23 protein-coding genes are annotated in these 22,485 nt (G+C 64.6%); 20 read left to right on the top strand and 3 right to left on the bottom strand.

What is annotated here, in order from left to right; genetic code table 11:
* Positions 1–110: 110 nt before the first annotated feature.
* The 7 genes from L981_RS28780 (at position 111) to L981_RS28750 (ending at position 7,710) form a co-directional block, all read left to right on the top strand.
* Positions 111–1,715 carry an ABC transporter substrate-binding protein gene (locus L981_RS28780; protein ID WP_043624685.1) on the top strand — a complete coding sequence of 535 codons (1,605 nt, stop codon included), beginning with the start codon at positions 111–113 and terminating at the stop codon, positions 1,713–1,715.
* 73 nt (positions 1,716–1,788) lie between these two features.
* Positions 1,789–3,783 (top strand): CocE/NonD family hydrolase, encoded by a 1,995-nt coding sequence (locus tag L981_RS28775; RefSeq protein WP_043624682.1) that lies wholly within the window; start codon positions 1,789–1,791, stop codon positions 3,781–3,783.
* Between the two features lie 120 nt (positions 3,784–3,903).
* Positions 3,904–4,398, top strand: a complete 495-nt coding sequence (locus L981_RS28770; protein WP_043624680.1) for an HPP family protein — start codon at positions 3,904–3,906, stop codon at positions 4,396–4,398.
* Positions 4,395–4,961: a TetR/AcrR family transcriptional regulator gene (locus L981_RS28765; protein WP_043624677.1), complete on the top strand. Its 567-nt coding sequence runs from the start codon at positions 4,395–4,397 to the stop codon at positions 4,959–4,961. Before L981_RS28770 ends, L981_RS28765 begins: the two co-directional genes overlap by 4 nt.
* A gap of 162 nt (positions 4,962–5,123) precedes the next feature.
* Positions 5,124–5,588 (top strand): SRPBCC domain-containing protein, encoded by a 465-nt coding sequence (locus tag L981_RS28760; RefSeq protein ID WP_043624674.1) that lies wholly within the window; start codon positions 5,124–5,126, stop codon positions 5,586–5,588.
* Complete coding sequence (locus L981_RS28755) at positions 5,581–7,179, top strand: MFS transporter (protein WP_052202078.1); 1,599 nt, start codon at positions 5,581–5,583, stop codon at positions 7,177–7,179. Before L981_RS28760 ends, L981_RS28755 begins: the two co-directional genes overlap by 8 nt.
* Positions 7,180–7,290: 111 nt before the next feature.
* The gene (locus L981_RS28750) at positions 7,291–7,710 is read left to right on the top strand and encodes a GFA family protein (RefSeq protein WP_043624671.1); all 420 of its coding nucleotides are present in this window, start codon (positions 7,291–7,293) and stop codon (positions 7,708–7,710) included.
* Between the two features lie 12 nt (positions 7,711–7,722).
* Here L981_RS28750 and L981_RS28745 read toward each other — a convergent pair whose 3' ends face one another.
* Positions 7,723–8,124 carry an ACT domain-containing protein gene (locus tag L981_RS28745; protein ID WP_043624668.1) on the bottom strand — a complete coding sequence of 134 codons (402 nt, stop codon included), beginning with the start codon at positions 8,122–8,124 and terminating at the stop codon, positions 7,723–7,725.
* A gap of 199 nt (positions 8,125–8,323) precedes the next feature.
* On the opposite strand from L981_RS28745, the gene msrA reads away from it, so the two are divergent.
* The gene (gene msrA / locus L981_RS28740; RefSeq protein ID WP_043624769.1) at positions 8,324–9,004 is read left to right on the top strand and encodes a peptide-methionine (S)-S-oxide reductase MsrA; all 681 of its coding nucleotides are present in this window, start codon (positions 8,324–8,326) and stop codon (positions 9,002–9,004) included.
* Between the two features lie 53 nt (positions 9,005–9,057).
* Here the strand turns inward: msrA and L981_RS28735 are convergent, their stop codons facing one another.
* The gene (locus L981_RS28735) at positions 9,058–9,984 is read right to left on the bottom strand and encodes an alpha/beta hydrolase (protein ID WP_043624666.1); all 927 of its coding nucleotides are present in this window, start codon (positions 9,982–9,984) and stop codon (positions 9,058–9,060) included.
* Between the two features lie 159 nt (positions 9,985–10,143).
* On the opposite strand from L981_RS28735, the gene lepB reads away from it, so the two are divergent.
* The 11 genes from lepB (at position 10,144) to L981_RS28680 (ending at position 21,252) form a co-directional block, all read left to right on the top strand.
* A complete protein-coding gene (gene lepB, locus L981_RS28730) occupies positions 10,144–11,085 on the top strand; it encodes a signal peptidase I (protein ID WP_082006196.1) in 942 nt (313 codons plus the stop codon).
* 66 nt (positions 11,086–11,151) lie between these two features.
* A complete protein-coding gene (locus L981_RS28725) occupies positions 11,152–12,060 on the top strand; it encodes a LysR family transcriptional regulator (RefSeq protein WP_043624663.1) in 909 nt (302 codons plus the stop codon).
* Between the two features lie 183 nt (positions 12,061–12,243).
* Entirely contained in the window at positions 12,244–13,404 is a 1,161-nt protein-coding gene (locus L981_RS28720) for an ABC transporter substrate-binding protein (RefSeq protein WP_043624660.1), read from the top strand.
* Between the two features lie 193 nt (positions 13,405–13,597).
* Positions 13,598–14,596: an ABC transporter ATP-binding protein gene (locus tag L981_RS28715; protein WP_043624657.1), complete on the top strand. Its 999-nt coding sequence runs from the start codon at positions 13,598–13,600 to the stop codon at positions 14,594–14,596.
* Positions 14,593–15,543 carry an ABC transporter permease gene (locus tag L981_RS28710; RefSeq protein ID WP_043624654.1) on the top strand — a complete coding sequence of 317 codons (951 nt, stop codon included), beginning with the start codon at positions 14,593–14,595 and terminating at the stop codon, positions 15,541–15,543. The genes L981_RS28715 and L981_RS28710 overlap by 4 nt, the downstream gene beginning before the upstream one ends.
* The gene (locus tag L981_RS28705; protein ID WP_043624652.1) at positions 15,533–16,348 is read left to right on the top strand and encodes an ABC transporter permease; all 816 of its coding nucleotides are present in this window, start codon (positions 15,533–15,535) and stop codon (positions 16,346–16,348) included. The genes L981_RS28710 and L981_RS28705 overlap by 11 nt, the downstream gene beginning before the upstream one ends.
* A 24-nt stretch (positions 16,349–16,372) precedes the next feature.
* Positions 16,373–17,800 (top strand): gamma-aminobutyraldehyde dehydrogenase, encoded by a 1,428-nt coding sequence (locus tag L981_RS28700; protein ID WP_043624649.1) that lies wholly within the window; start codon positions 16,373–16,375, stop codon positions 17,798–17,800.
* A gap of 59 nt (positions 17,801–17,859) precedes the next feature.
* Complete coding sequence (locus L981_RS28695; RefSeq protein WP_043624646.1) at positions 17,860–18,354, top strand: ester cyclase; 495 nt, start codon at positions 17,860–17,862, stop codon at positions 18,352–18,354.
* Positions 18,355–18,571: 217 nt separating this feature from the next.
* Positions 18,572–19,327: a siderophore-iron reductase FhuF gene (gene fhuF / locus L981_RS28690; protein WP_052202075.1), complete on the top strand. Its 756-nt coding sequence runs from the start codon at positions 18,572–18,574 to the stop codon at positions 19,325–19,327.
* Positions 19,328–19,359: 32 nt separating this feature from the next.
* Entirely contained in the window at positions 19,360–20,469 is a 1,110-nt protein-coding gene (locus L981_RS28685; RefSeq protein WP_043624760.1) for an ABC transporter substrate-binding protein, read from the top strand.
* 258 nt (positions 20,470–20,727) lie between these two features.
* Positions 20,728–21,252: a hypothetical protein gene (locus L981_RS28680; RefSeq protein WP_043624643.1), complete on the top strand. Its 525-nt coding sequence runs from the start codon at positions 20,728–20,730 to the stop codon at positions 21,250–21,252.
* A gap of 60 nt (positions 21,253–21,312) precedes the next feature.
* Here the strand turns inward: L981_RS28680 and L981_RS28675 are convergent, their stop codons facing one another.
* Positions 21,313–21,897, bottom strand: coding sequence for a cysteine hydrolase family protein (locus L981_RS28675; RefSeq protein ID WP_043624641.1), 585 nt, complete (start codon positions 21,895–21,897; stop codon positions 21,313–21,315).
* Positions 21,898–22,010: 113 nt separating this feature from the next.
* Between L981_RS28675 and L981_RS28670 the strand changes: the two genes are divergently transcribed.
* Positions 22,011–22,454 carry an Lrp/AsnC family transcriptional regulator gene (locus L981_RS28670; protein ID WP_245281734.1) on the top strand — a complete coding sequence of 148 codons (444 nt, stop codon included), beginning with the start codon at positions 22,011–22,013 and terminating at the stop codon, positions 22,452–22,454.
* Positions 22,455–22,485 lie beyond the last annotated feature (31 nt).

Below are 22,485 nucleotides of genomic sequence, written 5' to 3'. Positions count from 1 at the left end.
AACGCAGGTAGCGTAAAAGAGCGTAAAGAAGCGTCAAGTCGCGAAATTGTGTGCCGGTCGGCAAACGCTAGGTTTTCCCTAACAAGCATCACTCCAAAGGGAACCCTAGAATGACCGAATTCACCAAGCGTCCTGACGGCCTCCTTGTCCCGGCGAGCCTTGCCTCGACCGGCCTCAGCCGGCGCGGCTTCCTGGCCGGCACGGCAGCCTTGGGCCTTGCGGCCGGTTTCGGTGGCACGCTCGCCGCCACTGACGCAAGGGCTCAGGAGCCGAAGCGTGGCGGCCATCTGAAGCTCGGCCTCAAGGGCGGCGCCACGACGGACTCGCTCGACCCCGCCGCCTATAGCGGTTCCGTCTCCTTCGTAATCGGCCACCTCTGGGGCGATACGCTGGTCGAATCCGACCCGAAGACCGGCGCGCCGCTGCCGGCGCTTGCCGAATCCTGGACCCCTTCGGCCGACGCGTCCGAGTGGACCTTCAAGATCCGCAGCGATGTGAGCTTCCACGACGGCAGCAAGCTGACGGTTGCCGACGTCGTCGCCACGCTGAAGCGCCATGCGGACGAAGGCTCCAAGTCCGGCGCGCTCGGGCTGATGCGCTCGATCAAGACGATCGAGGAGAAGGCAGGCAGCCTGGTGCTGACGTTGACCGAAGGCAATGCCGACCTGCCGCTGCTTCTGACGGACTACCACCTGATCATTCAGCCGAAGGGCGGCGTCGACAATCCGGCCTCGCCCATCGGCACCGGTCCCTACAAGCTTTCAAGCTACGAGGCTGGCCTGCGCGCCACCTTCGAGAAGAACGCCGACGACTGGCGCTCCGACCGCGGCTTCGTCGACAGTGTCGAGATCATCGTGATGAACGACACGACGGCGCGCATCGCAGCACTTTCCTCCGGCCAGGTGCACTTCATCAACAACATCGACCCGAAGACCGTGCCGCTCCTGAAGCGCGCGCCGCGCGTCGAGATCCTCAGGACCTCCGGCAAGGGCTTCTACAGCTTCCTGATGCACTGCGACACGGCGCCCTTCGACAACAACGACCTGCGGCTGGCGCTGAAATATGCGGTCGACCGCCAGGCGATCCTCGACCGGGTGCTCGGCGGCTTCGGCACGCTCGGCAACGACTATCCGGTCAACGGCAACTATGCGCTGGCGCCTGAGGGCATCGAGCAGCGCGCCTATGACCCGGACAAGGCCGCCTTCCACTTCAAGAAGTCCGGCCACGACCGGCCGATCCTCTTGCGCACCTCCGACGCCGCCTTCCCCGGGGCTTCCGACGCCGCCGTGCTCTTCCAGGAAAGCGCCAAGAAGGCCGGCATCGAGATCGAAGTGCGCCGCGAGCCGGAAGACGGCTACTGGACCAATGTCTGGAACGTGCAGCCCTTCTGCGCCTCCTATTGGGGCGGCCGGCCGACGCAGGATTCGCGCTACTCGACCTCCTATCTCTCGACCGCCGAATGGAACGACACGCGCTTCAAGCGCGAGGATTTCGACAAGCTGCTGCTGCAGGCTCGTTCCGAGCTCGACGAGACTAAGCGCAAGGAAATGTATCACACCATGGCGATGACCGTGCGCGACGAAGGCGGGCTGATCCTGCCGGTCTTCAACGACTACGTGAACGCCGCCTCGGCCTCGCTCAAGGGCTTCGTCGACGACATCGGCAACGACCTCTCGAACGGCTATGTCGGCAGCCGCGTCTGGTTCGACAGCTAAGCCATTGCGACGAATGCCGGACGCGGGTTCGTCCGGCACTTCCCGAGAGAACAAAAGAGATCGTTGGAACCACATGTCAGAACGCGAATTCACTGTCATCGAAAACGAATGGATCCGGCTGAAGGACGGCACCGAGCTTGCCGCCCGCATCTGGATGCCCGCCGGCGCTAAGGCCGAACCGGTTCCGGCCGTGCTCGAATATCTGCCCTACCGCAAGCAGGGCGGCACGAGCCTGCGTGACGAGTCCACCTACCCCGTCTTTGCCGCCGCCGGCATTGCCGGCGTGCGCGTCGACATCAGAGGTTCCGGCGAAAGCGAGGGCGTGATCGACGGCGAATATACGCCGCGCGAGCTTTCCGACGGCTGCGAGATCGTGGAATGGATCGCCGCCGAGCCCTGGTCCAACGGCAAGGTCGGCATGATGGGCATCTCCTGGGGCGGCTTCAACTGCCTGCAGGTCGCGGCCCTGAAGCCGCCGGCGCTGAAAGCCGTCATCTCCATCGCCTCGACCGTTGACCGCTACAACGACGACATCCACTACAAGAACGGCTGCCATCTCTCGGCCCAGCTGTCCTGGGCGGCGACCATGCTCGGCTACCAGTCGCGCTCGCCGGATCCCGCCATCGTCGGCGATCGCTGGAAGGCGATGTGGATGGAGCGGCTGGAAAAAGAGCCCTTCTTCATGGAGGAGTGGCTGGAGCACCAGCGTCGCGATGAATTCTGGCAGCACGGATCGATCTGCGATGACTTCGACAGGGTCGGCATCCCGGCGCTGGTCATCGCCGGCTGGGCCGACGGCTACCGCAACACGCCCTTGAAGGCGGTCGAAGGCCTTGGCGACAGGGCCAAGGCGCTGATCGGCCCCTGGGTGCACAAATACCCGCATTTCGCCTTTCCAAAGCCGCGCGCCGATTTCCATGGCGAGGCGATCCGCTGGTGGAACCGCTGGCTGCGCGACGAGGAAAACGGCGCCGAGAACGGGCCACAGGTGCGCGCCTATATCCTCGACGGCCCGCGCCCGTCGCTCCGGCGTGACAGCGATCCCGGCCGGTGGGTGGCGAAGGACGCCTGGACCGCACCGGAAATGCAGCTCTTCGGCGTCTCGCATGACGGACGGCTGACGCCATCTGCCGGCGGCACCGGCATCGGCGAGGTCTACCTGAAATCGCCGCTCGATACCGGCACGGCATCCGGCGAATACTTCACGCTGAAGCCCGATGCCGAAATGGCCGGCGACCAGCGCATCGACGATGCCGGCTCGCTCGTCTTCGAAACCGCGCCGCTGCTGGAAGCCGCCGACTATCTCGGCCAGCCGACGCTGACCGTCGACGTCACCTGCCAAGCGCCGACCGCCAATCTCGCCGTCCGCCTGGTCGACGTGCATCCTGATGGCACCGCCACCCGCGTCGCCTTTGGGGTGCTCAATCTGGCGCACCGCGACGGCAACGCCCAGCCGCGCGCCATGGAGCCCGGCCGCAAGTCCCGGATCACGCTCACGCTCGACGCCTGCGGCTACCGCTTCCGCGCGGGAAATCGCATCCGCGTCTCGCTCTCGACCTCCTATTGGCCGCTGATCCTCCCCACCCCCACCGACCCGGGTCTTTCGATCGACACGGCAAGCCTGTCGCTCGCCCTGCCGCTGCTGGGCGCGCACAAGGAGATCGTCGTGCCCGAGCCGGAGAACCCCGATCCGCTGCCGAAGTATCGCGAGCTGACACGCGGCGTTTCGAGCCGCACCGTCGAGCGCGACATGACCCACGGCATGACCCACTACCGGATCTACGAGGACACCGGGCTTTCCGAACATCCGGATACGGGCCTTGCCACCCAGGACGTGCGCGACGAGACGTGGTCGATCGCACCGGACGACCCGCTGTCGATGATCGGCACCTCGACCTGGACCTGCGTCGCCAAGCGCGAGGGCTGGTCGGTGCGCACCGTCGCCACCTCGACGCTCCACTGCACACAGAACGAGTGGATCACCGAGGCCGAGGTCGTCGCCTACGAAGGCGACACGCCGATCTTCGAGAAGCACTTCAAGAAGCGGATCCCCCGCGACTTCATGTGAGCGGCACACACGGAGCGGGCCAGTGGCCGACCGCCGCCACGCCCGGTCCGGCGGCCCTGTCTTGACATCGTCGGCACATCATTGTACCAATCGGTAAACACTTGACCGATTGGTACACAAATGCGCCATTTCTTCTCGCGTCATCAGCCTCCCGTTCATATCAACCGTGGCCTGATTGCCGGCATCGGCGGCCTCGTCGCCATCGCCGCCATCGGCGCGCTCACCGGCCTTGTCGGCCACCCCATGCTGATGGCGCCATTCGGCGCCAGTTGCGTGCTGATCTTCTCCGTCACGGCAAGCCCGCTGTCGCAGCCGGCGAACGTCGTCGGCGGCCACTTCGTCGCCACCCTCGTCGGCCTGGTCCTCAGGTCAGTCTTTCCGAATGAATGGTGGGCGGTCGCCATCGCCGTCGGCGCGGCGATCGCGCTGATGGCGGCGTTGCGCATCACGCATCCGCCGGCGGGTGCAAACCCGCTCGTCGTCTTTGCCGCTGATCCCGGCTTCGAATTCCTGCTCTTCCCGGTGCTGACCGGCTCGCTTATTCTCGTCGCCGTTGGCGCGCTGTTCCACCGCTTCGCCAAGGTCGAGTATCCGCTCGCGAGGAAGCCCGCATGAGCCGCGTCGTCACGGAGCGAAAGGACGTCATCTCCATGCTTGCGGAAATCTTCCGCGAGAACGGTTATGACGGCACCAGCCTCAGCCTGATCACCGAGAAGACCGGACTTGGCAAAGGCAGCCTCTACCACTTCTTCCCCGGCGGGAAGGAGGAGATGGCCGAGGCCGTGCTTGGCGATATCTCCGCCTGGTTCCGCACGCACATCTTCGAGCCGCTGCGCAATGCCGAAGATCCCACCGCGGCGCTGGACGCGATGTTTGCCGCCGTCGACGGCTACTTCCGCCAAGGCAGACGCCTCTGCCTGATGGGGGTGATTGCGACCAGCGGCGCGCACGACCGCTTCGCCCGCGAACTCAACCGCTATTTCTCCGACTGGCGCGCCGATCTCGCCGCTACGCTGGAACGCGCCGGCACGCCCGCCGCCGAGTGCGACGGCCTTGCCGAGGAAATCGTCGGCGGCATCCAGGGCGCGCTGATCCTAGCGCGAAGCCTCGAGGACCCCGGTGCCTTCGGCCGGGTGCTGACCCGCCTCAAGGCGCGGTGCCTCACGGTATCGACGTAAAGCAGGCGACCAGGCGTCCTCCCCTCGCCCAAATTGACAAAAATCAGATCGTCGCTTGAGCCAGCCTTGACAATCGCCTTTGCGCCCGGATATTAACCGGTGAGTTAAATAACTCTACGGTTAAAGACTGGGCGCATTGGGGCGCTCAGAGGAGGAGGATTCATGACAGCGGCGACCGCAAACGCAGCACGCAAGGATATCAGCTTGGAAATCGTGCGCGACTTCGAGGCGCCGATAAACCTCGTCTTCAAGGTCTGGTCGACACCGGAGCACCTGTTGCGCTGGTGGGGCCCGCGGGACTTCACGCCGCATTCGGTCAACATGGACTTCCGTCCGGGCGGCGCGTGGCGCGCCTGCATCCGTTCGCCCGAAGGCCAGGACTATTGGATGAGCGGCATCTTTCGCGAAGTGCGCGCGCCCGAGAAGCTGGTCTTCACCTTCGCATGGGATGAAGACGGCGAGCCCGGCAGCGACACGCTGATCACCGTTTCCTTTGCCGATATCGGCGGCAAGACGCGGCTGGTCTTCCAGCAAACACCATTCGAGACCGTCGAAGAGCGCGACTCGCACCAGGATGGCTGGGGCGAGTGCCTCGAGCGGCTCAGGGATTACGTCGACCATGTCTGAGCTTTCGAACTTTGAAACCGAAAACGCGCCCGGTCCGAAGGCGACCCGGCGCGAATGGATCGGGCTCGCCGTACTGGCGCTGCCCTGCATGCTCTATTCCATGGACCTGACGGTGCTGAACCTCGCCGTCCCGCAGCTTGCCGAACAGCTCAAGCCCTCGGCCGCCCAGCTTCTCTGGATCATCGATATCTACGGCTTCATGGTCGCAGGCTCGCTGATCACCATGGGCACGCTCGGCGACCGCATCGGCCGCCGGCGGCTGCTGATGATCGGCTCGGTCGCCTTTGGCCTGGCGTCGATCTTCGCCGCCTTTGCCTGGAATGCCGAGACGCTGATCATCGCGCGTGCCGTGCTCGGCGTGGCGGCGGCAACCCTTGCGCCCTCCACCCTCTCGCTCATCCGCAACATGTTCCTCGACGATCGCCAGCGCACCTTTGCGATCGGGGTGTGGATCGCCAGTTTCTCGGCCGGCGGCGCCATCGGCCCCGTGGTCGGCGGGCTGATGCTGTCGCAGTTCTGGTGGGGCTCGGTCTTCCTGCTCGCCGTGCCGGTCATGGTGCTGATCCTCATTCTCGGCCCGATCCTCCTGCCGGAATTCCGCGATCCCGAGGCCGGCCGGATCGACCTCGTCAGCGCCGCCCAGTCGCTCGTCGCCGTGCTTTCGGTGATCTACGGCATGAAGCACGTTGCCGAGGCCGGCTTCGATACCATCGCGGCCTTCTTCATCCTGCTCGGCATCGTCGTCGCGATCCTGTTTGCGCGGCGCCAGCTCCGACTCGCCGACCCGCTGATCGACCTGGCGCTGTTCAGGACGCCGGCCTTCAGCGCCGCCCTTGGAGTCAACATTCTCGGCCTGTTCGTCGGCTTCGGCGCCTTCCTGTTCGTGGCGCAGTACCTGCAGCTGGTGCTCGGGCTCACCCCCTTCGTCGCCGGTCTCTGGTCCGTGCCGACGGGCGTGGCGATGATCGTTGCGTCGATGACCGTGCCGATGCTTGCCACCCGTTTTGCCGCCTCGAACCTGATTGCGGCGGGCTTCGTGCTGACGGCGATCGGCTTTGCCATCTGCACCCAGGTCGGCACATCAAGCAGTCCCCTGCTCGTCACCACGGGCCTCGTCGTGCTCTGCCTCGGCTTTGCCCCTGTCGGCACGCTGACGACGGATATGATCGTCGGCTCGGCACCGCCGGAGCGCGCCGGTGCAGCGTCCGCCATCTCCGAGACCAGCTTCGAATTCGGCGGCGCGCTCGGCATCGCCGTGCTCGGCAGCCTTTTGACCTCGGCCTATCGCGGCCGCATGGACCAGCTGGTGGTCACCGGCTTGCCGGAGGAAACCGTTGCCGCCGCCCGCCAGACACTTGGCGGAGCTGTCGCCGTGGCTGCCGACCTGCCACCTGCAGAGGCCGAACGGCTGCTGACGGCGGCGCGCGACGTCTTCACCCAGTCCTTCGCCTTCACCGCCTCGATCTGCGTGCTGCTTTCGCTCGGCACCGCACTCATCGCCTTCCTGCTCCTGCGCAAGGCCAGCGATGACGGTGACGGCAAGGCGCAGGTGGCCGCCGATCAGCCGGCGCCTTCGGGCAACGCCGGTTAACGGTGCCCGGCGCCAGGCGCCGGGCCGGAAACGCAAAGTAGCGCAAATCTCAAGCGCCGCCGGCCTCGGCCGGCGGATGGTGATCTGCGCCCAACCCCAGGGAGGAAACCGATGAAGAAGCTCTATCGCGGCAGCTGCCATTGCAAGGCTGTCACCTTCGAAGGCCAGCTCGACCTTGCCGAGGGCATCCGCCGCTGCAACTGCTCCTTCTGCGCCAAGACGCGGATGCAGAAGTCCTTCGCGCTGCGCGGGGAATTCGAGATCACGTCAGGCAAGGACCGGCTGACGAGTTACCGGGCCGACAATTCGAGCTGGATCGAAGGCGACGTCGATCACTACTTTTGCAGCCGCTGCGGTGTCCGGCCCTTCTCGCGCGGCTACCACAAGGATTTCATCGGCCACTTCTACGCGGTCAATGTCGCCTGCCTCGATGGCGTCAGCGACGCGGAACTCGCTGCGGCGCCGATCATCTATGAAAACGGCCGCGACGACGACCACTTCAACACGCCCGCCGACACGCGCTTCATGTAAGCGTGGCGCCTGTCAGGCGACGGTCAGCGCCCGGAGCGCATCGAGCGCCCGCTCGGCATCCGCTTCCGGCACGAAGACATGGTCGTGGTAATAGGCGGCGATCACATTGGCGCTGATGCCTTCGCGCGTCAGCGCCGCAGAAACGGCCGCCGTCAGGCCGACGGCCTCGAGCGCCGAGTGCACGTTGAGCGTGATGCGGCGCAGCAACGGGCCGTAGCCGAGCCCCGCCCCGTCGGCGGCAGCGCGGGTCAGCACCAGCGTCAGCCCCTCGTCTTCGCGATAGGTGGCGAGCGGCTCCAGCGCCTCATAGCGCGCCGCGTCCCGATAGGCGACGGTGCAATAGACATAGGTCTGCGGAAACAGCACCGGGCTCATCGTCGAAAGCAGTTTCGCGAGATCCGTTTCTCCAGCCATGGCATCGTCCCCTGCTCTCGGCACCTCATATTCGTCCAGTGGTATCGGATCGTCACGTTGGCGTGAAGCACGCGATCGCGATTTGACCGTTGCCAATCCCATGAAAACATGAGGTCATCGAACGTCCGGCGCTGAAGCCGGACGATGGGAGGACGCGATGGCGCGCAGCAAGTCGGCACAGATCGCAGGCAGACCTTTCATGAACCTGGCAGCGGCAGTCTTTGCCGCGCTGATGGCATCGGCGCCGATCGCCACCGCCCAGGAACCGGCCGTCGTCATTCCGCCGCCTTCGCTAGACGAGAAATCATCCGCATCGACGGAAATCGCCGTCTTCGCCGGCGGCTGCTTCTGGGGCGTTCAGGGCGTCTTCCAGCACCTCAAAGGCGTGAAGAAGGCCGTCTCCGGCTATGCCGGCGGCGCGGCGGCAACCGCCGACTACGAGACGGTGAGCGGCGGCAAGACCGGCCACGCGGAATCGGTGGAAGTGACCTTCGATCCACGCGAAGTGACCTATGGCCGGCTGCTGCAGGTGTTCTTCTCCGTCGCCCACAATCCGACCCAGCTCAACTATCAGGGACCGGATCATGGTCCCCAGTATCGCTCGGCGCTCTTTGCCGTCACGGATGAACAGAAGCGTATCGCCGATGCCTATATAGACCAGCTCGGCAAGTCTGGCGCCTTCCCGGCGAGGATCGTCACGCAGGTCTCGCCGTTCAAGGGATTCTACGCCGCCGAGGACTACCATCAGGATTTCCTGACCCGAAACCCGACCCATCCCTACATCGTCTATAACGACCTGCCGAAGATCGAGAACCTGAGAACCCTGTTCCCTGACGCTTTCCAGGCAAATCCGGTGCTGGTGTTCAAGGCGAAGAGCTAGGGCCGTTCCAGCCGACACGACGGTTCGGCGTTGCCGCACCCGATGCCAGCGCGTCAGCGCGTCCCGACGAGAACAGCCACCCCTTCCGCCAGCCGGCGGAAGCCGTCCCGCGCGCCCTCGCTCATGTGCCGCGCCCTGAGCCAGGCATGGATCATCTGTGGTTCCTCGCGGAAGGTGACGTTGACGCCGGCGGCGGCAAGCCGCGCCGCATAGAGACGCGCATCGTCGCGCAAGGGATCGAAGAAGGCGCCGGTGATGTAGCTCGGCGGCAGGCCGGAAAGGTCCGTTTCCGCCAAGGGTGCGGCGAAAGGATTGTCAGCCGGCGCCTTCAGGATATCGCGATAGTAGCTGACATCGGCGGTCGTCAGCCCCGGCGCCTCGGCCATTTCCTCGTAAGATCCCGAGACGAGATCGCCGCCAAGGCCCGGATAGATCAGCGCCTGGCCGACAATGCCCTTGAGACCTTCCGCCCGCGCCTTCAGAACGATGCCCGCCGTCAGGTTGCCGCCGGCGCTGTCGCCGGCAACGACAACAGGACAGCCATCGGACAGCAATTCCTTCAGCACCGCGTAGCAATCGTCGAACGCGGCCGGCCAGACATGCTCCGGGGCCAGGCGATAATCGACCGAAACCAGTTCGGCGTGGGCGAAATCGGAGAGCTCGGCGCAGATCGCATCATGGCTGTCGAGCGAGCCGACGACAAAGCCGCCGCCGTGGATGTAGTAGATGCGCGTCTCGGTCGATACCGTGGCCGGCGTGTAGTGCCGGATCGGGATGAGACCATCGACGAGCGTGTCTTCGCGGGTGAGCCCTTTCGGGCTCGGCGCATCGAATTCGGCGCAGAGCGCGTCATACCATTTGCGCTGCCGTTCGATCGGGGCATCGACCGCATCGGCCGGATAGAAGTCCTCGCAGCGGCGGTGGAAAGCGAGGATGCCGGGCTCGCTCGGCATGGGTTTGGCGCTTGCCCTGTTGTCCATTTCACGTCCTCGCTCGATCAAGCGGTATCACTGGCATTCAGGTCGTCACGCGAGCAGGTCGGCTCAGAATATGCGGGGTTGATAACGCCACCCCCTACAATTACTGATTTACACCTTCTACCTACAATCCGCTCCGATTCTCTCTCCCGTGGTGTCTCCATGAAAGTATTGCAGGCCTTTCGCAATCGCCATCCTGTTTGCGCCGCATTGATCGGCTTCTTCGCCGCGCCAGCGCTGATGATGGCCTATCTTGGGCGTTGGAAGCTCGCCCTGGCATACTTCATTGCGGAGGTCGCACTGTACTTCGGCGCCTCCTGGGCGATTGCCGCAGCGACGAGTACCCATGACGCGACGTGGCTTGCCGATCTCGCGCTGGTTGCCTTCCGTTGCTTCGGATCAAACCACGGCTATCAGCTGGCTCGCGGCATTTCGCCTGGCCAGAGCTTTCCCTGGTATGCACGTTGGTACGGCCTCGCCCTGATCTTCCTCGTCGCGCCAATTGCCTTCACGTCGCTCTTGTTCCAGTCCTTCGGCACAGCGGCATCTTCGATGTACCCGACGATCCGTAGCGGCGACTATGTGGTCGCAAGCAAATACGCCTATGGCTACGGCAAGTTCTCGTTCCCTTTCAGCATCGGACTGAAATCGAAGGTACTTGCGAGCGCGCCGGAACGCGGCGACGTGGTCGTCTTCGCCTTCCCGCCGCAGCCGGAGCTCCCCTATGTCAAGCGGGTCGTCGGTTTGCCCGGCGACAGCGTTCAATACAGGGGCGGTACTCTCTACATCAACGGCGAACCGACGCCGAAGGAGCAGGTCGAGGTACAACACAATCCGGACGATCAGGGCGGTGACTTTACAATCTACAGCGAAAGGCTGTCCGGCGACCGCTTTCACCGAATGGCCGAAGACACGCCCGTCTCCGACACCCAGGAATTCACCGTTCCAGACGGCCACTACTTCATGCTTGGCGACAACAGGAACCGAAGTGCCGACAGCCGGCACGATGTCGGCTTTGTTCCGGAGGAGAACATTTTCGGGAAAGCCGTTCTGGTTCTCTACAACAAACGCAGTGGTTTCGACGCCTTTCGAAAAGTGAACTAATCCGGGCAGACAGCGGCGGCGCGGCAACGGCTTGCCAGCCGCGCCCCACACCTATTAACTCGCGCCATGGCCTTCACTTTCAGACAGTTGCAGTATTTCGTCGCCGTCGCCGAACAGGGGTCGATCACCCGCGCGGCGCAGAACCTGTCGATCTCGCAATCCTCGATCACCGAGGCGATCAAGGAGCTTGAAGGCGATCTCGGCGTCGAACTCTTCGACCGGCACCCGCGCGGCCTGTCGATCACCCATAACGGCCACCAGTTCCTGCGCCACGCCACCAAGATCCTCTCCAATGTCTCCGACGCCCGTCGGAGTTTCTCCGACAGCCGCGAGGAAACCGGCGGCAAGCTCAACCTCGGCGTCACTTCGCTGGTTGCCGGCTACGTGCTTTCCGATCTGCTCGCCCGCTATCGCCGCGCCTGCCCCGGCGTGGAAGTCAGTGCCATCGAGGACAACGGCTCCTATCTCGAACATCTGCTGATCGGCGGCGAGCTCGATGTCGCCGTCATGGTCATCTCCAACCTGCGCGACCGCATGGCGCTGCAGGCGGAAATCCTCGAAACCTCGCCCTATCGCCTGTGGCTGCCGATCGGCCATCCCTTGGTCAGCGCCGACATCATCTCCGTCAGCGATATCGCCAAGGAACCGCTGATCATGCTGACGGTGGACGAAATCGAGGAGAACACCGGCAAGCTTCTGACCGCACTTGGCGCCCGCCCGCACGTGGCATTCCGCACCCGCTCGGTGGAGGCGGTGCGCAGTCTGGTCGCGACCGGCGCCGGCATCGCGCTCCTTCCCGACCTCGTCTATCGCCCCTGGTCGCTGGAAGGCGACCGCATCGAAAGCCGGGACGTCTCCGGCGCCCTTCCCGTCGTCCAGGTTGGCATGGTCTGGCGCAAGGGTTCCGGCCTGCCACAATCGGCGCGCGATTTCGTCGGCATCGCCGAGGCGCTCCGAAGCGCCAGGCCGCGCTAATTCCCTGGATTTATTAGCCTTCTCCCACCACTGACCACACCTTTGGCGTGCCTCTCGACTATAGATATCGGAAAAACCGAAAGCGACATTCTGTTTAATGAATTTGCGAATACGGTGAAATGAAGGCACGCTTCATCCTGGGAACGAAGCCGCAAAACGCGGCTCAAAACTGGGAGAATTCAGATGAAGCAGATGCTCAAATCCTGCACGGCATTGACCCTGTCGCTCGGCCTTGTCGCCCCGGCATTCGCGCAGGAGCCGCTGAAGGAACTCGGCAAGGGTGAAGGCGAACTCTCCATCGTCGCCTGGGCCGGCTACATCGAGCGCGGCGAGACTGACAAGGCCTATGACTGGGTCACGGATTTCGAGAAGCAAACGGGCTGCAAGGTCTCGGTCAAGACCGCCGCGACCTCGGACGAAATGGTGGCACTAATGAACGAAGGCGGCTTCGACCTCGTCACCGCCTCGGGCGACGCGTCGCTCCGCCTCGTTGCCGGCAAGCGCGTCCAGCCGATCAACACCGACCTGATCCCCAGCTGGAAGACCATCGACGAGCGCATGCAGAACGCGCCCTGGTACACGGTCAACGGCGTACACTACGGCACGCCTTACGTCTGGGGCCCGAACGTGCTGATGTACAACAAGGACGCCTTCAAGGGCGAAGCGCCGAAGAGCTGGAACGTTGTCTTCGAGGAAATGAACCTGCCCGACGGCAAGTCCAACAAGGGCCGCGTCCAGGCCTATGATGGCCCGATCCACGTTGCCGACGCTGCCAACTACCTGATGGCACACAAGCCGGAACTCGGCATCAAGGACCCCTACGAACTCAATGAAGACCAGTACAAGGCAGCGCTCGAGCTGCTGCGCGGCCAGCGCAAGATCGTCGGCCGCTACTGGCACGACGCGATGATCCAGATCGACGACTTCAAGAACGAAGGCGTCGTCGCCTCCGGCTCCTGGCCGTTCCAGGTCAACCTGATGGAAGCCGAGAAGCTGCCGATCGCCTCGACCATTCCGGAAGAAGGCGTGACAGGATGGGCCGACACGACCATGCTGCATGCCGATAGCCAGCATCCGAACTGCGCCTATATGTGGATGGAGCACTCGCTGTCGCCGAAGGTCCAGGGCGACGTCTCCGCCTGGTTCGGCGCCAACCCGTCGGTCGGTGCCGCCTGCAAGGGCAACGAACTCCTGACCGATGCCGGCTGCAAGACCAACGGCTACGAGGACTTCGACAAGGTCAAGTTCTGGAAGACGCCGGTGACGAAGTGCGCAAGCCAGGGCGAATGCGTGCCCTATCACCGCTGGGTCTCCGACTATATCGGCGTGATCGGCGGCCGCTGAGCCGTCAGACCTATCGCAAGCATTTGCCCCTCACCCTGACCCTCTCCCCGCACGCGGGGAGAGGGAACGCCCCCGGCCAAACCGCAGGGCGTGAACTTGAGGCAAGACGCCCGCCGCACGTCCCCTTCGCCCCGCCTGCGGGGAGAAGGTGCCCGGCAGGGCGGATGAGGGGCCACATTTCCGGAGCATTCAAATGACCACCGCCGTTCTCTTCGACAATGTTTCCCGCCACTTCGGCGCCGTGCGCGCCGTCGATGGCGTGAACCTCGAAATTGCAGAGGGCGAGTTCTTCGCCATGCTCGGCCCCTCGGGCTCCGGCAAGACCACCTGCCTGCGCCTGATGGCCGGCTTCGAGCAGCCGACCGGCGGCCACATCGAGATCTTCGGCGAAACCGCCGAGGGCGTGCCGCCCTATCGCCGCAGCGTCAACACCGTCTTCCAGGACTACGCCCTCTTCCCGCATCTCTCGATCCTCGACAACGTCGCCTACGGGCTGATGGTCAAGGGCGTCGGTCGCGAGGAACGCCGCAAGGCGGCCGAGGACGCGCTCGCCATGGTCAAGCTCCCGGGCTACGGCGCCCGCCGCCCTGGCCAGCTCTCCGGCGGCCAGCGCCAGCGCGTGGCGCTCGCCCGCGCACTGGTCAACAAGCCCAAGGTGCTGCTTCTCGACGAGCCGCTCGGCGCGCTGGACCTCAAGCTGCGCGAGCAGATGCAGGAGGAACTGAAGAGCCTGCAGAAGTCGCTTGGCATCACCTTCGTCTTCGTCACCCACGACCAGGGCGAGGCCCTGTCGATGGCCGACCGCATCGCCGTCTTCAATGATGGCCGCATCCAGCAGCTCGGCAGCCCGGAAGATGTCTACAAGCAGCCGAAGACGCGGTTCGTCGCCGATTTCGTCGGCTCGTCCAACGTACTGCCGGCAAGCCTCTGCCAGCGGCTCGGGCTGAAGGCACCCTTTGCCAGCCTGCGTCCCGAGGCGATCGCCATCGCCGCGCCGACCAATGGCGCGCTCAGCCTGTCGGGCACCGTCTCCGCCCATAGTTTCCTCGGCGCCGTCAACCGCGTCGTCGTCGACGTCGACGGCGCCCGTGTCGCCGTGGCCAGCCCTGCCGCCCTTGCGGTGCCCGCGCTCGGCAGCCCCGTCACCATCAGCTTTGCCGCCAACGAGCTGCACCCGATGGAGGACGCATGACCGCCTTTGCCGAACCCCTCGTTCTGCCTGAACGCCGCGGCCCCGCAGGCCGCCTGTCGGACTTCTTCTGGAAGCACCCGCATCTGCTTCTGACGCTGATGCTCGCCCCGCCGCTGCTCTGGCTCGGCGTCGTCTATCTCGGTTCGCTCTTTGCGCTTCTGCTGCAGAGCTTCTTCTCGATCGACGATTTCTCAGGGCTGATCAATTACGAGTTCACCTTCGCGACCTATCGCCAGCTCTTGAGCGAGACCAATCTCGACATCATCCTGCGCACCGTCTTGATGGCCGCAACCGTGACCGTCGCTTCCGCCATCATCGCCTTCCCGATCGCCTATTACGCGGCGCGTTACGCCCAGGGAAAATGGAAGGTGCTCTTCTATCTCGGCGTCATGCTGCCGCTCTGGTCGAGCTATCTGGTCAAGATCTACGCCTGGAAGCTGATCCTCGCCAAGGAAGGCATCCTCACCTGGATCTTCGAAAAGCTGCACCTGCTCTGGCTGCTCGACGGCTGGCTGGCGCTGCCTGTCGTTGGCGGCAACTCGCTCTCGGTCAGCTACACCGGCACCTTCGTCGTCTTCGTCTATGTCTGGCTGCCCTTCATGATCCTGCCGATCCAGGCAGCGCTGGAGCGCGTGCCCGGCAACCTGATCGAGGCCTCCTCCGACCTCGGCGGCACACCGGCGCAGACCTTCCGCTTCGTGCTGTTTCCGCTGGCTCTGCCCGGCATCGTCGCCGGCTCGATCTTCACCTTCTCGCTGACGCTCGGCGATTACATCATCCCGCAGATCGTCGGCTCGTCGCGCCTCTTCATCGGCCAGGCGGTCTACGCCCAGCAGGGCACCGCCGGCAACATCCCGCTCGCCGCCGCCTTCACCGTGGTGCCGATCGTCATCATGGGCGCCTACCTGTTCATGGCCAAACGCATGGGGGCCTTCGATGCGCTCTGATCGCCTCAACCGCTCGCCGATGGGCCTGAAGATCGCCGCCGCCGCCGGCCTCGCCTTCCTGCACCTGCCGATCCTGCTGATCTTCCTCTACGCCTTCACGACCGAGGAAAAGAGCTACCAGTTCCCGCCGCCCGGCCTGACAACGCAATGGTTCGCCGTTGCCTGGAACCGCCCCGACGTCTGGGCGGCGCTGACGCTCTCGGTCAAGGTCGCCTCGATCGCCACCGCCGTGGCGCTCGTGCTCGGCACGCTCTGTGCAGCCGCCGTCAGCCAGACGCGCTTCTTCGGCCGCGAGACGATCTCGCTGCTCGTCATCCTGCCGATCGCTCTGCCCGGCATCATCACCGGCATTGCGCTCAGATCCGCCTTCTCGATGGCCGATATCCCGTTCTCGTTCTGGACCATCGTGCTCGGCCACGCGACGTTCTGCATCGTCGTCGTCTACAACAATGCGGTCGCCCGCTTCCGGCGGATTTCCGGCTCGCTGATCGAGGCTTCGATGGACCTCGGCGCCGACGGCTTCCAGACCTTCCGCCACATCATCCTGCCGAACATCGGCACGGCGCTGCTCGCCGGCGGCATGCTCGCCTTCGCGCTGTCCTTCGACGAGGTGATCGTCACCACCTTTACCGCCGGCCAGCAATCGACGCTGCCGATCTGGATGCTCGAAGAGCTGATCCGCCCGCGCCAGCGGCCGGTGACCAATGTCGTCGCCATGGTCGTGGTGCTCGTCACCTTCCTGCCGATCCTCGGCGCCTACTACCTCACCCGCGACGGCGACCAGATCGCCGGCGCCGGCAAATAACTCGACTTTCAAGGGAGAACAGACATGGACACCCAACTGCTGATCGGATCGCGCTTCGAGGCCGGCACCGAGGCCGACGAACACATCCTGAACCCGCGGACGGGCGGCAAGATCGTCGATCTGCCGGAAGCTTCGCACGCCCAGGTCGAGGCAGCCGTCGACGCCGCCGAGCAAGCCTTCACCACATGGTCGCAGACGACGCCGGCCGAGCGCTCCAACTATCTCTTGAAGATCGCCGACGCGATCGAGAAGGAGGCTGATGGTTTCGCAGCGCTGGAAGCGCTGAATTGCGGCAAGCCGATCAACGCGGTGAGGAACGACGAAATTCCGGCGATCGTCGACTGCTGGCGTTTCTTTGCCGGTGCCGTGCGCAACCTGCATGCGCCGACGGCGGGCGAATACCTGCCCGGCCATACCTCGATGATCCGCCGCGATCCGATCGGCATCGTCGGCTCGATCGCGCCGTGGAACTATCCGCTGATGATGATGGCCTGGAAGCTGGCGCCGGCAATCGCCGGCGGCAACACCGTCGTCTTCAAGCCGTCGGAGCAGACACCGCTGACGGCGCTGAAGCTTGCCCGCGTGCTTGCCGACATTCTGCCGGAAGGCGTGGTCAATGTCGTTTCCGGCCGCGGCGAAACCGTCGGCAATGCGCTGATCAACCACCCGAAGATCTCGATGGTCTCGATCACCGGCGACATCGCCACCGGCAAGAAGGTTCTGGCGGCCGCCGCCAAGACCGTCAAGCGCACCCATCTGGAACTCGGCGGCAAGGCCCCTGTCATCGTCTATGACGACGCCGATCTGGAAGCCGTCGTCAACGGCATCCGCACCTTCGGCTATTACAACGCCGGCCAGGACTGCACCGCCGCCTGCCGCATCTATGCCGAAGCCGGCATCTACGAGAAGCTCGTCGCCGACCTCACCTCGGCCGTCTCCACCATCCGCTACAATCTCGCCGACGACACCGAAAACGAGATCGGCCCCTTGATCTCGCGTCGCCAGCGCGACCGTGTCGCGAGCTTCGTCGAGCGCGCCGCCGACCAGAAGCACATCGAGATCACCACCGGCGGGGCGGCCGGCAGCGCCGACGGCTTCTTCTTCCAGCCGACGGTTGTGGCCGGCGCCACGCAGGAAGACGAGATCGTGCGGCGCGAAGTCTTCGGCCCCGTCGTCTCCGTCACCCGCTTCACCGGCAAGGACGACGCAATCGCCTGGGCCAACGACAGCGACTATGGCCTTGCCTCCTCCGTCTGGTCCAAGGACATCTCCCGGGCGATGAAGGCGGCCTCGCGCCTGCAATACGGCTGCACCTGGATCAACACCCACTTCATGCTGACCAACGAGATGCCGCATGGCGGCGTCAAGCAGTCGGGCTACGGCAAGGACATGTCGGTCTATGCGCTCGAGGACTACACCGCCGTTCGCCACATCATGATCAACCACGGCTGAGGCTCACCGCCCCGGACGCGGAGAATGCATGCAAACGAAACAAACGGGAGGAGTTTGCGATGTACCGTCGTCAATTGCTTGTTGCGGCTGGGGCTCTCGGCCTCAGCGCCCTCGTGCTTACGCCGGCGGCCTTTGCCGCCGACGCGGCGCCCGATGTGGTCGCGGCCTATGTCGCGGCCTGGAATGCCCATGACTCAGGCAAGGCCGCATCCTACTTTGCCGACGACGTCACCTATTACGACGCGTCGGTCGGCACGCCAGTGACCGGCAAGGATGCCGCCAAGACCGGCGTCATCGACAATTTCCTGAACGCAGCGCCCGATGCCGTCTGGACCATGAAGGGTGATCCGATCGCCAGCGGCGACAAGGTGTCTTTCGAATGGGAGTTCTCCGGCACCAATTCCGGTGCCTGGGCCGATGGCACGGCTGCGACCAACAAGAGCTTCAAGTTCACCGGCGCCTCGGTCTTCACGGTCAAGGACGGCAAGATCACTGCCCAGAACGACTATTACGACGCGCTCGGCTTCTACAAGCAGCTCGGGCTGATGCAATAGGCGAGCCCGATGGCCGCAGGCTCCGGCCTGCGGCCATCGCATCCGCGCCTGAAATCATGAGCATAAAACTCATAAATGACTTGCACAGCACGAAATCATGAGTAACACGATCACCTTATGAGTTTCTGACCACGCTCAGAAGGTGTCCAATGCTTGCAGGACGGTGTTCGTCTACGGCTGTAGTTCCGATCGGGCTTGCCCATGTGCGGGTGACGCGATGACGGCTGCTGTTTCCGAACAGGTCATGGCGACCGGTGGTCCGAAGGCATTGTCGGCCGCCTTTGCCGGCCCCCATGCCTGGTGCAACGAGAAGATGGTGCTCGCGGACGAACTGTCCGACGGCGTGGCGTTGACGGATTTCTTTTCCTCCGGCGCCTTCGATCGGGCGCTCGATATCTACACGGAAAAGTCCGGCGCCAGCGACCGGCGCGCCGTCGCCTCCATGTGGTCGCTCTATTACTTCTCGGCCCTCACCATCCCCTATCTGGTGGCGCGCGTTCTCGATCACCATGTCCTTCCCGTCTCCTTCGACCGCATGAAGGTGGCGCTTGCCGAGGACGGCCTGCCCCGCGCCTTCGGCGTCGCGACCTCGGGCGATTGGCAGGAGGGAGACGATACCGACGTTTTCGCGACACTTGCTCCCCTCATGCAGGGGCATCTGCGCGAGGTCGTCGGCCACCTCAAATCCGTCGGCGGCATCGCCCCGAAGCTCGCCTGGAACAATGCGCTCGTCTATATCGACTATGCGCTGCGCGCCTCCGGCATCGAGCCGCTGAACGCGCAGGCCGACGCGCTGATCGGCAGCAAGTCCCTGCCGGACGGCACGCCCAACCCCTTCTTCGATTGCCTGCGGCACGAGGAGGAAGACGGCGCCCGTGTCTGCCGGCGCAAGATCTGCTGCCTGCGCTATCTGCTGCCCGGGGTCCCGAGCTGCGGCAGCCTCTGCGCCCTCCCGAGCCAAAGGAACCAATAGGTTTGTCTTCCCGCTTCCCCTTCCCGGCCGCTCTGCGGCTGACGATCGTTGTCATCACAGCCCTGCTTTTTGCCGTCTCCGCCCGCGCCGAAGGCATCTGGCCGATGACCGTCACCGACGCGGTCGGCCGCGAGGTGACGATACCGGCAAAGCCGAAGGCGATCCTGCTTGGAAGCGGATTCAACCTCGTCGCCCTGTCGCTCATCCATCCCGATCCCGTCAGCCTGCTTGCCGCCTGGTCCGGCGACATGAAGACCGACAACCCCGAGATCTACGAGAGCTTCCGGCGGAAATTCCCTGATATCGCCGACGTGCCGCAGATCGACGACGGCACGGGCCCGGGCCTTTCCTTCGAGACGCTGCTGACCGTGAAGGCCGATCTCGCGCTGCTCAACAACTGGCAGTCCGACACGGAGTCCGGCAGGCGCGCCATCGAGTACCTGACCGGCATCGGCGTGCCGGTGGTGGTGGTCGATTTCAACAACGACGCGCTGACCGGCACGCCGCGCATGATGCGTCTGCTCGGCCGGATCCTCGAACGGGACGAACAGGCCGAGGCCTTCGCCCGGTTCTACGAGGACAAGCTCAAGCTGATCCGCGACCGCATCGCCGCCAAGCCGGAACCGCGCCCGCTGGTGCTGATGGACGCCTTCCCCCAGCCCGACCGCTGTTGCTGGGCCTATGGCACCGGCGGCCTCGGCGAATTCCTGACGGTGGCCGGCGGCCGCAACTTTGCCGAAGGCGTGCTGCCGCGGCCGGGCGGCACCGTCAACGCCGAGGCGATCATGGCCGCCAATCCGGAAATCTATATCGCCACCTCCTCGCCCGGCGGCAAATACGGCACGCTCTCGATCGGCCCCGGCGTCAGCGAAGACGAAGCCCGCGAGACGCTCGCCCGCACCATCGAAGCGCCGGCGCTGAAGACCATCCGCGCCATCGAGGAAAAGCGCGTGCACGGTCTCTGGAACTTCTTCAACGCGATCCCGCTCAACATCGTCGCCGCCGAAGCCTTCGCCACCTGGATCCGGCCGGATCTGTTCGGTGATCTCGATCCGCAAAAGAGCCTTGCCGAGATCAACGCCCGCTTCGCCGCGGTGCCCTTCGAAGGCACCTACTGGGTGGATCTGACACCCGCCAGATAGGGAGGCGTCCTGCACACGCGGGCGCGGGCGCGGGAGCGCATGACTTGGTCACGCGTGTTCACCAATTCGTCAGGGTGCTTCCTTTCGTCCGACGCCCCAGCGTGTTGCCAGTCTGCACCCACCCTATATAAAGGCCAGGTGGTGGAGCGCGCCGTTCCGAGAAGGCGAGCGTCGCTGTAACACGTTGATCGGCTGCACGATTTCTCTGTTGCGTCGATTCCGGACCAAGGAATGATGCGGGGGTTGAGGAGGATCTTGATGCTGTGGTTGATTGCGTTACCGCTGGGTCTTGTCGTCGTGTATCTGGCAGCGCGCTTCAGCCGCTTTCGTCATTGGGCCGAACCGATCCTTTCCGTCGCCGTGGCGCTCGGCCTGCTCGTCGCCTTCATCATCTGGTTTGTCGACCGCGACGGCCGCACGCCTCCCGCGCCGAAGCCCGTCGAGACGACGCAGCCCGCCGGTCTCACGGCCTCCGATGTCGCCCTGGAAGGCCTGACCTTCGAGCAGAGCCAGCCGGAAAGAAGCTTCCGGCTGCGCGGCACGGTGACGAACAAAGGGCCGCAGCTGCTCGAATATTTCCGCCTCGCGGTCACGCTCGAAAACTGCCCTGACGGCAATTGCGAGACGATCGGCAACGACACAGCACTGATCCTCGCCCGCGTGCCGGCGGGCCAGAGCCGTTCGTTCGAAACCTTCCTCACCTTCCCCAACCGCGAGGGCGAAAGCCTGACGGCGCCGAAATGGACGACCGAGATCCAGGAAGTCCGCGGCGCCAACCGTTAATCGGCGGCGCGGGAGAGACAAGCAGCCAAGCGTTAGCCCACGTCTGCCCGCGCCCGACCGTCAAGCCGCTGCCGGTCGCTGCAACGCCTCGACGAGCTTCGCCGTCGACAACACCTCGGCAAATTCCGCCCGCAAGGTCGCCACGTGGGCGCGGTGGATTTCGCGCGCCGAGATCACTCCGCCTTCGCCGTCCGGCTGGTCGAAACAATCGCAGGCATCCTCAACGAGGATCATGCGGTAGCCGAGATTGGCGCCGACGCGCACCGAGGTCGAGACGCACATGTCGGTGGAAATACCGAAGGCGACGACCGTGTCGACGCCGAGACGACGCAGGCGCAGATCGAGATCCGTGCCGATAAAGGCGGCATTGACGCCCTTGGTGACGAGCGCCTCGTCTCCCATCGGTCCGAAACCGGGCCTGAAACCGTTGCCGGGGGCGCCCAGCGAAAGCGTCGAACCGGGCATGACGCTGTCGTGGCGCACGTGAATGATCGGCCGACCGCTCGCCCGCCAGGCGGCAAGGAGCGCAAGGCCGTTTTCATCGACCGCGTCGTTCCAGCGGCGCGGCCAGGGGGCGCTGTCAAAGGCCTGCTGCATGTCGATCGGCAGCAGCACGGCATTCTCGGGGATATTCAGTTTGGGCATGGAAAGGCTCCGTTGTTGCAGGGAGACGCTATCTTGCCTATCGTCCGGTTTCACTGGACATGATGACGTCTGACCGGACACATGTCCGGAAAGGTCGACAAGGAGGCGACGTTTTGACGGAAATCGATGAAAAGGATCGCCTGCTGCTGGCGGCGCTCAGGCAGGATTCGCGCCAGAGCCTGGTGGCGCTGGCCCGCCATAGCGGCCTGTCGCGCAGCGCGGCCCATGACCGGCTGCGGCGGCTGGAATCGAAGGGCGTGATTGCCGGCTACACCATCCGCCTCGGCATCGAAGACGAGAGCCCGACGGTCAAATCGCTGATCGCCATCACCTTCCAGCCCGGCAAGAACTGCGACCACATCGTGCCGCATCTCTCCGCCATGCCGCCCATCGTCACCTGCTGGTCGCTCGCCGGCGCCACCGACCTGATGGTGCTGGTCGAATGCGCCTCCAACGGCGATCTCGACACCATCCGCCGCCAGATATCGATCATCCCGGGCGTCGCGACGGTGCAGACGCATGTGGCGCTGAGGACGCATTTCAACCGGCGGGACTAGGCAAACGAAAAGCGTCGCCGGCACGCTTGCG

The organism is Ensifer sp. ZNC0028, from assembly GCF_000799055.1.
In the GTDB taxonomy this organism is placed as follows: Bacteria; Pseudomonadota; Alphaproteobacteria; order Rhizobiales; family Rhizobiaceae; genus Ensifer.
This window is presented reverse-complemented; position numbering and strand designations above follow the sequence as displayed.